This window comes from bacterium, from assembly GCA_039961635.1.
GTDB lineage: Bacteria > 4484-113 > 4484-113 > JAGGVC01 > JAGGVC01 > JABRWB01.
The window spans coordinates 1-12,476 of sequence record JABRWB010000024.1 but is presented as its reverse complement, the minus strand read 5'-3'; the positions used below and the strand labels follow the sequence as shown (position 1 = coordinate 12,476).

Here is a 12,476-nt window from a genome sequence, read left to right as displayed (position 1 = left end):
GTCGGGCGACGAATGCCCTCCGGAAGTCCTGGGCGCGGAAAGCTCGGTTGTCACCACCTGGCGCAAGCTGGACATCGTTCATTACGCAATGGAAGCGCCGGGGGATGACCATGATCCACTCACAGATCCTCCCTTTGACCAATACTACCATTGCATTAATCGTGGAGACTGCAGAATTATTATTGAGTTTAATGAGGCTGGCGAACATTTCAGCATAGTCGGATTTTTGGATGACATTTATTTTGCAGCCAATATCACTGAGAGGCTTGGTAAGAGTCACAAGCACTTTCTCAATTATGATTTTGGTATTCCGCCAGATCCCGAACTTGGGCTTTGGGGTTACTCAAAAGCCAAAATGGACGCCGATGGCGAAGATTATGACACAACAACAGTCAAGGCATACATTTGGGGAATCGACGTAATCGGAGCATGGGATGGAACATCATTGGGCCTTTGGGCGGACGATCCCCCTCAAGGATTTTATGATGCTATTCCAATGGTCTTTATGGCTAGCCCTTACATCAAATATAGGGTTGATCGAGCAAACCAGCAGTACGAGCAATATCCGGAGGAATGGAACACATACCCCTACTCCCACCTCAAAACACTTTCGCACGAGCTGATGCATATTATGCGCCCCGATCTAGCGCACCGACCTGCTTGCCCTGAGGAGGAATCTGTCGAAAACGATGTTTTGCGTCCAGGACTTCCTCGTCATGATGTGCTAAGTGGAAATGATTGCCCGACGCTTTGCCCTGTGTGGCTCTCGTACGATTATTGCGGCAAGTGTAGGCAACCGATTTCCCCAAGGTTTCGTTAGGAGGAAAGAAAAATGACTAAAATTTCGGTTCTACTTTTGTTTTTGGCGTATCTTCAGTGCGCTTCGCCGAGCGTAGACGAAACAACGTTTCAGGTGTCAGGCGAGTTAAGTAAGCGCCTTTCTTCTGAGCCACATTCTCTTCGAAGCAGTGATCTAGCCATTGAATTAAAGCATGAATTCAGAGAGTTCGGGCGCTATCACTGCCATGTTTATTCGGTGTTCGAAGGAGCTTTGCATTTTCGAGAGCTTGTTGCAACGGACGAGGGATATTTGTATGTTATTCGAAATAGAAATCTAAACGATGATGAATTGTCGGCCACAATTAAGTATGTTATTGAGGGCGGAATTATTCCTGCTCGCTCCATCGGAGGGCCTGATAGAATGGTGGATAATATTCTTGTTTATATTAAAGTAAACGAATTAGTAATGCGAAAATCTTGGGCAGACTTGTATCCCCACGATATCGATAAGGAGGCATATTTGGGATTATTACTACAATTCGAGCAACTAGCCAACCAGCGATGGGATGCAGTTGAATCTTCTGTGCTTTCTGCAACAAGCGAAACTGCCCGAAACATTAGAATTGGCAAACAAGTATACGCAAGCGAATCCTAAAAGCGACATCGAGATCGTGGACTCGATGAGCCGGGTGTACTGCACGCTGCCCTCGCAGCAAGCGCTCGTCTGGTTCCCGCTGCCGTAGTATTATTTGAACTGCCGCAAGGCCAATTCCGGCTACTCCGCGCACTCAAGCCCCATTCCCCACATTCCGCGGACGTCGAGCCATCCGAATTCGGGCGCGTCCCGCGGCGCGGAGTCTATCGCGATAACCTTGCGCGCACGCGGCATGAATCCGTCCGCGCCGCGGTTTTTCTCGTCCGCGCAGACAAGCTCGATCACGACAGCCCCCCCTCCCTCGTACTCCGACAGCTCCGCGTAAAGCGCGTCGCGCGTCGGCGCGCCCGGCGGCCGGTAGTACCGCACCAGGTCGCCCGCCTCCCGCGCGTACGCGTCCATCAGCACCTGCGGCGCGGAGCGACCCTCAGGCATGCGCGCGCCGCTGCCCCGAAGCTGTATCCTGCACGGCCCGCCGGGAAAAACGAGCGGCACCGGGACTGACGCGAACCGCTCCAGCCGCGTCCCGTCGGGGAATACCAGCTCGAACGACGCGCCGATGATTTCTCCCGGCCACACCTTGCGCGTGATGCCTTCCTCGACTCCCGGCTGGCCCTCGAACGGCGCGAACGAATCGCCGGAGACCAGTCCGAATACCGGCCGGTCGATGCGCGCCGTATTCTCGCCGGAGTAAAGATCGCATTCGATGTCCATCCATTCCGGCACGAATTCGCCAAGCTCGTTCGCGGTGAGCCGCCACGCCAGCGAGGAGGCAACCGCGGCCGCGAGCCACGCCCAGTCGCCCGCGGAATACATCGCGTCGGACAGGATCATCGGCTCTCGCCGCCCGGGCAGCCCGACGGCGATCGTGAACGCGGCCGTTCCCTCGCCGGACTGGTCGGCGCAGCGCTCGAGCATCCAGCCGACCGCGGCCGGCAGGCTGTCGCGGAACGCGCGCGCGTCCTTCGCGATTTCCACATGCGATTCGTCGTACGTCCCCGCGTCGTGGACGCGCACCCCGACGCGCACGGGGCACCATTCTTCGTACGGGGCGAGCGTCCCAGCGCCGCCCATTGCGCGGTCCTCCAGAAGCGTTCCGGCGAGCGGCCCGGTTTTTATCAGGCTCCAGTTTTCGTCAAGCTGGGTGTGCGTCGTGTACACATGCGCGCGCGCGACCGGCAGCCGCGTCGAGCCGCGCCCGCCCGCGATTGAATGCCCGAACGCGATGAACCTGCCCGATTCGCCCACGTAGGTCAGCGTGCCGTTCAGGTAGATGTCCAGGTCGCCTCGAACGAGCGGAATCGAAATCATCGCGCCCGGCACGAACTGTGAATACGCCACGGGCGCGCCTATGGGATAGTACTTTTCCGAGAACGGCGGGGTTGTCTGAAGCGACGGGAAGCCATCCCCCCCCGGGCCGTACAGCGGCGTGAGAAGCGGCGCGGAATAATCCGCCGCCGCTCCGCGTTCGCGGCTTTCCAGCAGCCAGGCTTCGCCCGTCGCGGGATCGGACATGACCGGTCCGCCCGACGCGCGGACGAACCGCATAGCGCGCGGTTTCGGCGCGCGCGCGTACGCCGCGGCCGAGTCCGCGATCTCGATTTCGCGGTACTCGCGCCCGCCGTCCGAAATCGCCGGCGAAAGCTCGCCGGTTTCGATTTCCGCGCCGGAAATGTCCGGCGCATGCGGCGGGGCGAACGACGGCGCATCGAATAGCGACAAAAGTTCGTCCGCGGTGATTATCGTGACGTAGTTCTTCGCCGTCCACGCGGACGTGCTTTCGATCGCGCCGGCCAGCCTGCCGTCTAAATACACCGGCGCACCGGAGAATCCGGTCGAAATCCCCCTGCTTATTTCCAGCGGTCCGCCGCCCGCGAGCGCGACGATCCTGCGGTAATAGCCGCGCCCCGCGTGGCGCTTGCTGGCTACGGAGATAATTTCGATGTCGAAGCGCTCGATTTTGTCGGCATAGAACTGCGCCAGTGCGTACCCGCGCATCCCGGGGCGGATTTCGTCCGCGGACAGGAATTCCGGGCCGAGGTCCGCGGAGACGGCTGCCGTCGCGCCAATAAACGCGGCCGCGGCGAGCGATAATGCGAAAAATGCTGCGAGTTTTAGGAAAAAGTTCAAGGCTGCCGTCCCCGGACGAAAAAAAAGCGGGAAACGGGGATCGAACCCGCAACCCTCAGCTTGGGAAGCTGATGCTCTACCATTGAGCTATTCCCGCAGGCGGTGAAATTCTACCGCGCACAGGGGCGATGTCAAGCTTATCGGGCGGATTCGGGCTTGCACCATGTTGCGAGGACTGTCCGCCAACGCTTTTCGCGCCAGGCTTTATTTCCTGTCTTTCCAGGAAGTCTGCAATCCTCGGTGGAATGCTGCAATTTCGGGCATTCCCCCAAAATATGGAATCTGCTGCCAAGGGTATTGACAGGTATTGACAAGAGAGAGAGGGATAGGTATCATGTACGCGAGCTTTGCCCCAGAGGTACGCTTTATATGTGGCGAACAAGCAAATTTGTTGCTATGTTCTTTGTGCTTTTGGGCGCGGTTGGCTTTGTAATGACAGCGCAAGCACAGGATCCGTGCGATTGTTATCAACCCGAATTGGTTCAGGCCGGCACGATCGAGTTGCACTGCTTTCTTTGTCCAAACGTCGGAGAAGACCAAGCGTGCCTATACGTTGTAACAAGCTGGATTGTACAGCCGAAAAAGTACAATCCATACTACGCCGACACTCAGCATTGGGTATCGCAATGGAGAAGGGAAACATGTTATCTGACCGAAGACAATTGTTACTCTATCGGAGATCCGATTTGTCCTGAAATCTCCGATCATACGTTTTACACATCCTACTTCCCGTGCATAATTCCCTGTCCGTAGTTACGTTTTCCCGCATTCGGCTTTTTGGTATCCCAAAAGCCTTTTACTAGGAGCATTAGAGATGATTGCCAGGATTGTGGTTTTGGTTTTGACGATTGCTGTTACTGCCAATTTTGTTGCTTGCAACAAACAGGATGCGTCGCCTTCGGTTACGACCATTTCCGGGCATGCTGTCAGGATACCGTCAGGTTGGAACTTTAAAGACAAGCAGGAAATCCCATTGAATAGGCCTCCCGGAATTTCCGGTCCGTACGACAAAATCTATCCTTGCTCGGCCTCGCTTCAAACGAACCATTTTGCAGAACTATCGGTGGAAGAGCGGATGCTTGTCAACGGTTACGAATTGCTTGACAACGGTAAGTCATTCAAGCCGATGAAGGTGCGAAAGCCCGTTTGCAACTTGGCTGGATGGATTGCACATTTCTATTATTCGAAGGGCAGAATGCCGCAGTCCACCGAGGAGCTTTTTGAGCATTTGGATGAACTTGACGGGAAAGAAACGGATTTCATCGACCTGTACGAAAGCATCATCAGCCCGGTCACCGGCAAGCCGCTTGAATGGAATCATGCCGAATTCAGCCCCGGTAATGCATTCATTACGGTGATTAATGCCGACCCTGCTGCACTTGAAATTGCACAAGACGATTATTCGAAAATGATTGCGGAACAAGGCTCTTCGCCGCCGGAGGGCGTAAAACTGGCCTTTGATATTAACGCTCCGCGCGATAGGATTTTTGTTTACTCCAGAATATACGGCACTTCGGGTGTCGTGGACTATAGTATTGACACGTTTGAATGGCCGAAAAAGTAAGCTACTTGTAAGGGAAAGGCCGATGCTGATGCTCTACCATTGAGCTATTCCCGCAGACGGTGAAATTCTTCCGCGCACAGGGGCGATGTCAAGCGTCCCGGTGCTAAAATCCCCGCCGTGGAATTCACGATCGCGCCGATGCGGATGTCCGACCTGGACGAGGTTATGGTGATAGAGCGTTACAGCTTCCCGACGCCGTGGGAGCGCTCCGCGTACGAATACGACGTGAGAAGCAACCAGCATGCGCGGTTCTACACCGCGCGGGACGCCGCGGGCGCGCTGGCCGGCTACATCGGAAGCTGGTTCATAATCGACGAATGCCACGTGGGAACGATCGCGACCGCGCGCGAGTTCAGGCGTCGCGGCGTCGCGCGCGCGCTTTTGTCGCACACCGCCGCGCAGGGGCTGACCGAGGGGATGAAGTACGTGATCCTCGAAGTGCGGGAGACGAACGCGGCGGCGATTTCGCTTTACGAAGGGCTGGGATTCCGCATCGTCGGCAGGCGCAAGGGGTATTACAAGGACACGGGCGAGGACGCGCACCTCATGTACACCGACGATTTGAACAGGCTGCTTGGCGCGCATCCGGCCGCAAGCTCGCCGCCGGTTCAATGACTTGCGCCGCAAAGACGGCTTCTAGCGCGCGCCGCGTGATTTGTCAAACTCCGAAGACGCGAAGAAAACCTGTTTATAAGAGCACTCGCGATGCGCGGTCCGAAATTAAGTCGCGGGAAGGCTTGCGGTAAGCTCGTCGAAAAACTCGTCTTCCTCCGCCTCGCGGAATTCCTGCGGCTGCGCGTCGTTGTTAAGACGCGAATCCACCCATGTATTGCGGCCGACCGGCCTGCACGTCCCGCGCTTGCTTTCGCGGAAGAACTGCACCAGCTCCAAAGGCGCGCCGGATTTGAATTCCTCTTCGATTTTTTCGAGCGCCTCCGCAAGCGAATTTCCGTTGCGGTACAGCAAATGGAAGCACCGGCGCAGGTTCGCCCTGTCTTCCTTCGAATATCCGTTGCGCATTATTCCCACCGCGTTGATGTTGACGATCTTGGCGGGCGCCTGGCCGAACGCCATCATGAAAGGCGGCACGTCCTGCATGAGGCCGCTCGTTCCGCCGACCATCGCGTACTTGCCGACTCTCACGAACTGGTGCGCCACCGCCTTTCCGCCTATGACCGAGCCCTCGCCGATCTGGCAATGGCCGCCCAGCGTCGCGAGATTCGCCATTATCACGCGGTCGCCGATCTGGCAGTCGTGCGCGATGTGTACGCTTGTCATAAGCATCGCGTTCGAGCCGACGCGCGTCACGCTGCCTTCGGTCGAGCCGCGGTTTATCGTCACGAATTCCCGTATAAGCGTGCCGTCTCCGATCTCGCAGAACGTGGGCTGGCCCTTGTACTTGAGATCCTGCGGATCGGTGCCGATGACCGCGTGGCTGTATATGCGGCACCCATTGCCTATCGTCGTGTTCTCCTGGATCACCACGTGGCTGTCTATCTTCGTCTCGGCTCCGATGGAGCAGCCGCGGCCGATGACGGAGTAGGCGCCGACCTCGACGCCCGGGGCGATCTCCGCTTCCGGATGCACAATTGCAGTTCTATGAATCAGCATTTCAAATCACCTTCTCCGCAAAACGCGGATAAATTATCCCCCCCGTATGGACTTAATCTCGTCCTCGAGGGCTCTGACCTTGCGCTTCAGCGCTTCGAGCTCGGTCAGGTGCTCGGGCAGCCTTGCCAGCGCCGCGAGGCTTCGCATCGCCTGCTGGTGGGGCCGCGCCGGGTAGCCCGACACCTTGGCCTCGTTGTCCAGGTCGCCTATGACGCCCGCCTGCGCGCCGATGACGGCCTGGTCTCCGATGTTCGCGTGGCCTGTTATCCCCGCCTGACCTCCGATCACGCACCAGCGGCCTATTCTGGTTCCGCCGCTGATGCCCGCCTGCGCGGCGACCAGCGTGCGGCGACCGATCCTCACCCCGTGCGCGATCTGGATGAGGTTGTCCAGCTTCGCGCCTTCCTCGACGACGGTGTCGTCTATCGCGGCGCGGTCTATCGCGCAGTTCGCTCCGATCTCGACGTCGTCCTCGATCACGACCCGCCCCGTCTGCGGAAACTTGGTGTGCCCGCCGCGGTGCGAAACGAAGCCGAATCCGTCGCTTCCGACGGCGGTTCCGGAATGAATGAAAACGCGGTTGCCGATCACGGACTCCGGATAAATCGAAACGAATGGGAATATGCGGCAGTTCTCGCCCAACGAAGCGTTCTTTCCGACCCATACGAACGGATACAGGATCGTGCCCGCTCCGATCTTCGCTCCTTCCTCGACGCGCGAAAACGCGCCGACCTCCGCGCTTTGGTGCACCTGCGCGCCGCCGGATACGCTGGCCTGCGGATGAATTCCTATCGGGCTGCGCCACTCCCCCCCCGTGAACGGCCACGGGGAAGAGTCGGTCAAATCGGCCTTGGGCGGAAGCGCGACGCTGTCGGGCGCGAGGAACGCTACCTGCGCCCAGGCGAACGCGAGGCGAGGATTGGAATGCAGGATCGCGTCGGGGAAATAGTGCGCGACCTCGGGAGGCATGATCGCCGCGCCCAGCATAATTTGATTTAAAAGCTCGATCTGCTTCGCGTCCTCCAGAAACGCGAGTTTTTCCGGATGGGGGAATTCGAGCGAGCACGTGCCCGTGAGCTCCTTTTCCGGATTGCCGGATGCCTCTCCGCCGAGGAAGTGCGCGAGCCTTCCGAGCTTCCAGGTTCTCACAGCGTCACCCCCAGCCCCATCCAGACCTTGCCCTCGCCGTCGGCGATCGCGCTGATCGAAAAATCGTCGGTCATCCGGTAGGTCGCGCGGTACTCGCTGTCCGCGTCGTATTCGCCGCCTGGATAGTTTTCGACTGAAAATTGCAGGTTGGTGCCCAGCCACAGCCCGCCGCGGATTTTGACGACCTCGCGGTCGAAATCCCATCCCGCGCCGAGGAACATGCCGGGCAGCGGATTGAATCCGAGCCCCGCCTCCGGCTCCGCGTTCACTCCGCCGGGGAAGAACCGCAGGTTGACGTACGCCTCCGTGTATGACGGCCCCTTGATGCCCAGTCTGCCCTCGATGCGCGGATTGTTCTCGTCGCGGTTGAAATCAACGCGGCCTTCGACGCTCGTGCGGTAGCGGGGGGACTCGACGATCATGGACACCCAAAGCTCGTTGCTTCGGATTTCAAGCGAAACTTCCACGTCCGCGGCGTAAATCGCGAGCGTCCGCGACGCCGCGACCTTTTCGGCGATTAGCCGTTCGGCCTCGTGTCTGTATTTTTCTACAAGCTCGACCGGCATTCCGTCAAGCTCCGCCGCAGCGACAAGCGCGATCTCGCGCAGCGCGTCCATTGAAATATTCAAGAGCGTGCTGCTCCGCGTGCGTAGGACGTGCCGCCTCAAGACGGGAACCCCGGCCGCGGGCTCGATGTAAACGGTGACGCGCGCCTCCGGCGCCAGTACGATCTCGCTGCGCTGCCTGAAATGCAAAAGGTCGGGGATTCGCTCGAACTCGCCGCGTATCGCGTTGTCGAAAAGCGAAGTGACCCAAGAGCGGTCCGCGATCGGCATCCCCTGGAACCGCCGCCTCAGCGCGGATACCAGCGCCGCTTCCGATTCTTCGAGCATCATTTCCGGCAGCTCCCCCCCGGAGGGGGTTTTTATTTCGACCAGTACGTCGACCACTTGCTCCCCGCTTACGGCGAGAACGATGTCCACGGCCGTCGCTTCTCCGGGAGTTATCACAAGGCTTTCAACGCGGAAGCCGCGCTTGTCGAGAGTTATGTTTATTACGCGGGTCAGCGTTTCGGTAATCGCCGCGATGTCGCTTTCGACGACGGCAAGGTCGCCCTCAAGCTGCACAATTAGCGCCAGCTCGGTCACTTCGCGGATCGCGTCGCGCAGGTCGTCCGCGATTTCGGGGCGGATGTCGCCCTCCGAGAAGGAAACGGAAAGCGAGACGGACTCAATCCTGCGCATATCGCCCTCCGCGTTCTTCGGTTCTTCCTGCGCGCGCGCGTCGCGCGTCCCGCAAAGGACCGCCGCAATGAAAATGAACGCGCAGATTCGCCACATCGCCGCTCCTAGAACATCTCTCCTATTCCGAAGTGAAGCAGCTCGGCGTTCTCGCCGCCGATCTGCCAGCCGTAGTCGAGACGGATCGCGCCGAAGCCGAGCTGGGGAAGTTGGAAGTGAATCCCCACGCCCGCGCTGCGCTCGCCGTCCATGTCGTCGAAGCTTTCGCCCGCCCAGCCCATATCGCTGAACAGCGCGAGCACGAACTGCTCGTCCTTGTCTATGGCGTAGCGAAGCTCGGTGTTGAACAAAACGCTCTTTGAGCCGGTGATAGCGTCCTCTTCGAGGCCGCGGATGCTGTACGCGCCGCCCATGCGGAATTCCTCGTAAAGAGGGAGCTGGCCGTCGGCGAATCCGATGCGCTCGCGCACGCCGATCGTGTGGCGCTTGTCGTCGCCGATCGGGAAGAACCGGCGGTACTCCTGGATGTACTTGCGGAAGTCGAAATCGCCGCCGAATCCCGCGATCTCCGCGGAAAGCGCAAGATAGTCGCCGTCCTTGGTGGAGAACTTGTTGTCGCGCGTATCGTAGTATCCCGCAACGGTTACGCTGCGCGTCTGGCCTTCCTGCATCAGCCGCGAACGGCGGACGTCGGAATAGCCGGAAAACGGATCGCCCTTGATCACGTCGAACGCGTTTTCCGTGACGCTGAACGACAGGCTTCCCGACAGCTTTTCGGTGAACCGTTTGCCTATACCGACGCTCCCCCCCCATGTGTCAAGCTTCAGCTCGCTTTCCTTGACGGAGCCGGGGTTGCGCTGCTGGCGTGTGTGCAGGCTGAAGACGCGCGCGGAGAAGCTGATGTCGCGGCTTTGAACGTTGGGATCCTGGTACTCCACCTGGAAGCCGGGGTCGTCCTGCGAAAAAATCACGGTCGAAGAAACGTTCTTCGCCTCGCCGAAGAGGTTGTTTTCCTTGTAACTGATCGTGCCCTGCAGTCCGGAGACCGTGCTGTATCCCGCGCCGAATCCGAACTGCCCCGTGTTCGCCTCGGTGACTTCGAACTTCATTTTGATATAGCCCGGCTTGATGGACGGCTCCCAGTCGGGGCGCACCTGCTCGAACAGCCCCGTGTTGGTGAGCCGGCGGAAGTCTTCGGTGACCGCGTCCCTGGTCAGCGGCTCGCCGACCTTGACGGCCCTTATCTCCCGGCGGATGATTCGCTCCTTGGTCCTCTTGAATCCGGAAACAAGGATTTCGTCCACGTATCCTTCGCCCAAGTCCACTGTGACGATGCCCTCTTCCTCGCCTTCCAGTCCCACGTTGAAATCGCGCACCCATGCGGCGATGTAGCCCTTGTCCTGGTAATGGTCGAGGATTACGCTGACCAGCACCCATTCGAGAGTGCGCATGCTGATGACCTGGCCGGGCACCAGCGGCGGATTTCCGCCCCAGCGCTCGTCGTCCGCGGGCGCGGCCGGCGCTTCCGGCAGTTCCACGGCGCTCTCCGCGGTTTCCGCAGGTGCGGCTTCCTCATCGCCGGGCTCGCCCGTTTCCTCCGCGGATTCATCCGGAGCAATTTCCGCGCCGCTTGGCTTTTCCTTTTTCGCTTCGGATTTTTTCAACGGGCGGCTCGAAATTCCGTCGATCACCGCCTGCAGTTCCGCCGCGGTGAAAAGCGTGTTTCCAGTGAACCGGATTTCGCGGAAGAGCGGCCATTCCTCGACCTCGATCACCAAAACCGCGCCGTCCTCGTATCCCTCGTACGACAGGATCGGCCGGCTGCGGAACCAGCCGGTCTTTTCGAGTATGTCCGCGTTGCGCTCGAGCACGGTGAGCGCGTTGGTGCCGATGAAGTCGCCCGCCTTGATCGTCAGCAGGTCGATTATCGTGGTCGCGGGGATGTTTTTTTCGCCCTCGACCTCTATGTACTTGATCACGATGCCCTGGCTCTGCGCGCGGCCCGCGGGCGCCGAAAGCATCAGCGTCCCGATGGCAACCGCAAATGCCGCCAATAAGCTTTTTGTCCCCAAACGATTTACCTTCCTTGCCTGGCTTAAAACCGGGGGAGTTTAACAACAAACGAATGCATGGTCATTCAATCGAAGTGGCTGTCCAGCGCGGACACGAGAGCCAGCGGATCCAGCTTCGGGCGCTCGGCGGGCGCGGCTTCGGAAGCCGGCACCGCGGGCGCGCTTTCCGCGGGCGGCGCGGAGGATGCGGGAGAGGGCGCCTCCGGAGTGGAAGCCGCCGCCGCCGGTGTGCTTCCCCTTTCCGGATTGCGCCTCTCGATTCCGCGTCCCCTGGTAATGCCGCCCCTCCTCCCCTCAGAGGGCTCGAAAGCGCCTGCGGCTTCCCCGCCCGGCGGAGGAACCTCGGCGCGGGCTATTTCAATCGGCGCGGTCAGCGCGGCCGCGGATTCCTCCGACCCCGAATCCGCGGGCGCGGGAATCGCCGCGCCGGTTTCGAATGCGATGGGCGCGGGCGCGGCAGTGAACTGCGGCCCGCCCGAAAGAATTTTCCACTGGATCGCCAGGCCGAACGCGACGAGCAACAGCAGCGTCGCGAACGCGTACTTGAACGCGAGCTTGGCCGGCACGACCGCGATCTGCGCCGGCGATACGCTTTTCACCCGGCCGAGACCCAGCGCGTTCTCAATTTCAGCGCGCAAAAGCAGGAGCTTGCCCGAAAGCGCGTCGCGGTCGCCCGCGGCGCTGTCTTCCTCGGCCATCTCCAGCCACAGCTTCAGTTTTTCGATCAACGGATCGTTCTTCATCACGCTCATGATGCAACCAGCCTTTCCCCGCGGAACGCGGGGCTGTCCGCATGCGCCCCTCCCACGAAGCGCTTGCGAATCCCCGGTGCCGGCGGGAGACAGCCAGGCAAAGGAAGGTGGGAGGTATCTCGATTTTTCCCCACAACCTCCCGCCGGCCGGGAACCCGATTAAAGGAACATGGAGCCGGGCAAAAGCCAGTCTCCGGTTAAAGATCGTGGATTCGCGCGAAAAAGTAAGCGCGCGGACGCGGCGCGGGGGAAAAATCGCCGGGGCGCGGAATCCCCCGCAACCGCGGGCGCGACGCGGGGAGCGGCGAAGGGCGCGTTCCGGCCCCGCGGAACCTGCGCGCAACCTGCGCGCAACCTGCGCGCAACCTGCGCGTTCGCGCGCGACGCGCCGGAAATCGAGGGAGTTGAGCGTTGAGAGTTAAAACCGGGAAGCGCGGCCTTGAGGCCGCGGATTTGCGCGGATTCGCGCGGATAAAAGGTGCGCGCCTTGATACAGCGGATCGCGCGGAGTCAAGGAGCGCG

General features: G+C 59.8%; 10 protein-coding genes and 1 tRNA gene. 4 read left to right on the top strand and 7 right to left on the bottom strand.

What is annotated here, in order from left to right:
* Window positions 1-820, top strand: an 820-nt coding sequence (locus HRF49_03895) for a hypothetical protein (GenBank protein MEP0813793.1), incomplete at its 5' end; no start/stop codon positions are given.
* Between the two features lie 12 nt (window positions 821-832).
* Window positions 833-1,435 carry a hypothetical protein gene (locus HRF49_03890; protein MEP0813792.1) on the top strand — a complete coding sequence of 201 codons (603 nt, stop codon included), beginning with the start codon at window positions 833-835 and terminating at the stop codon, window positions 1,433-1,435.
* A 120-nt stretch (window positions 1,436-1,555) separates the two neighbouring features.
* On the opposite strand, the gene HRF49_03885 is transcribed toward HRF49_03890, so the two are convergent.
* Window positions 1,556-3,565, bottom strand: a complete 2,010-nt coding sequence (locus tag HRF49_03885) for a hypothetical protein (protein ID MEP0813791.1) — start codon at window positions 3,563-3,565, stop codon at window positions 1,556-1,558.
* Between the two features lie 25 nt (window positions 3,566-3,590).
* A tRNA-Gly gene (locus HRF49_03880) sits at window positions 3,591-3,662 on the bottom strand.
* Between the two features lie 717 nt (window positions 3,663-4,379).
* Between HRF49_03880 and HRF49_03875 the strand changes: the two genes are divergently transcribed.
* Together HRF49_03875 and rimI are read left to right on the top strand one after the other, a co-directional pair.
* A complete protein-coding gene (locus HRF49_03875) occupies window positions 4,380-5,129 on the top strand; it encodes a hypothetical protein (GenBank protein ID MEP0813790.1) in 750 nt (249 codons plus the stop codon).
* A 117-nt stretch (window positions 5,130-5,246) separates the two neighbouring features.
* A complete protein-coding gene (rimI, locus tag HRF49_03870) occupies window positions 5,247-5,744 on the top strand; it encodes a ribosomal protein S18-alanine N-acetyltransferase (GenBank protein MEP0813789.1) in 498 nt (165 codons plus the stop codon).
* Window positions 5,745-5,849: 105 nt separating this feature from the next.
* Here rimI and lpxA read toward each other — a convergent pair whose 3' ends face one another.
* The 5 genes from lpxA to HRF49_03845 all read right to left on the bottom strand — a co-directional run bounded on the left by lpxA (window position 5,850) and on the right by HRF49_03845 (window position 11,954).
* Entirely contained in the window at window positions 5,850-6,740 is an 891-nt protein-coding gene (lpxA, locus tag HRF49_03865; GenBank protein ID MEP0813788.1) for an acyl-ACP--UDP-N-acetylglucosamine O-acyltransferase, read from the bottom strand.
* A gap of 33 nt (window positions 6,741-6,773) precedes the next feature.
* Window positions 6,774-7,889: a UDP-3-O-(3-hydroxymyristoyl)glucosamine N-acyltransferase gene (gene lpxD / locus HRF49_03860; protein MEP0813787.1), complete on the bottom strand. Its 1,116-nt coding sequence runs from the start codon at window positions 7,887-7,889 to the stop codon at window positions 6,774-6,776.
* Window positions 7,886-9,229: a hypothetical protein gene (locus tag HRF49_03855; protein MEP0813786.1), complete on the bottom strand. Its 1,344-nt coding sequence runs from the start codon at window positions 9,227-9,229 to the stop codon at window positions 7,886-7,888. Before HRF49_03855 ends, lpxD begins: the two co-directional genes overlap by 4 nt.
* Window positions 9,230-9,237: 8 nt before the next feature.
* Window positions 9,238-11,184, bottom strand: a complete 1,947-nt coding sequence (locus HRF49_03850) for a BamA/TamA family outer membrane protein (GenBank protein MEP0813785.1) — start codon at window positions 11,182-11,184, stop codon at window positions 9,238-9,240.
* Window positions 11,185-11,267: 83 nt separating this feature from the next.
* Window positions 11,268-11,954 (bottom strand): hypothetical protein, encoded by a 687-nt coding sequence (locus tag HRF49_03845; GenBank protein MEP0813784.1) that lies wholly within the window; start codon window positions 11,952-11,954, stop codon window positions 11,268-11,270.
* Window positions 11,955-12,476 lie beyond the last annotated feature (522 nt).

Bases quoted from the DNA above. Each gene is read 5' to 3' on its own strand.
- HRF49_03890 (MEP0813792.1), top strand. From the start codon at position 833: ATGACTAAAATTTCGGTTCTACTTTTGTTTTTGGCGTATCTTCAGTGC.
- HRF49_03875 (MEP0813790.1), top strand. From the start codon at position 4,380: ATGATTGCCAGGATTGTGGTTTTGGTTTTGACGATTGCTGTTACTGCC.
- lpxA (MEP0813788.1), bottom strand. From the start codon at position 6,740: ATGCTGATTCATAGAACTGCAATTGTGCATCCGGAAGCGGAGATCGCC.
- HRF49_03855 (MEP0813786.1), bottom strand. From the start codon at position 9,229: ATGTGGCGAATCTGCGCGTTCATTTTCATTGCGGCGGTCCTTTGCGGG.
- HRF49_03845 (MEP0813784.1), bottom strand. From the start codon at position 11,954: ATGAGCGTGATGAAGAACGATCCGTTGATCGAAAAACTGAAGCTGTGG.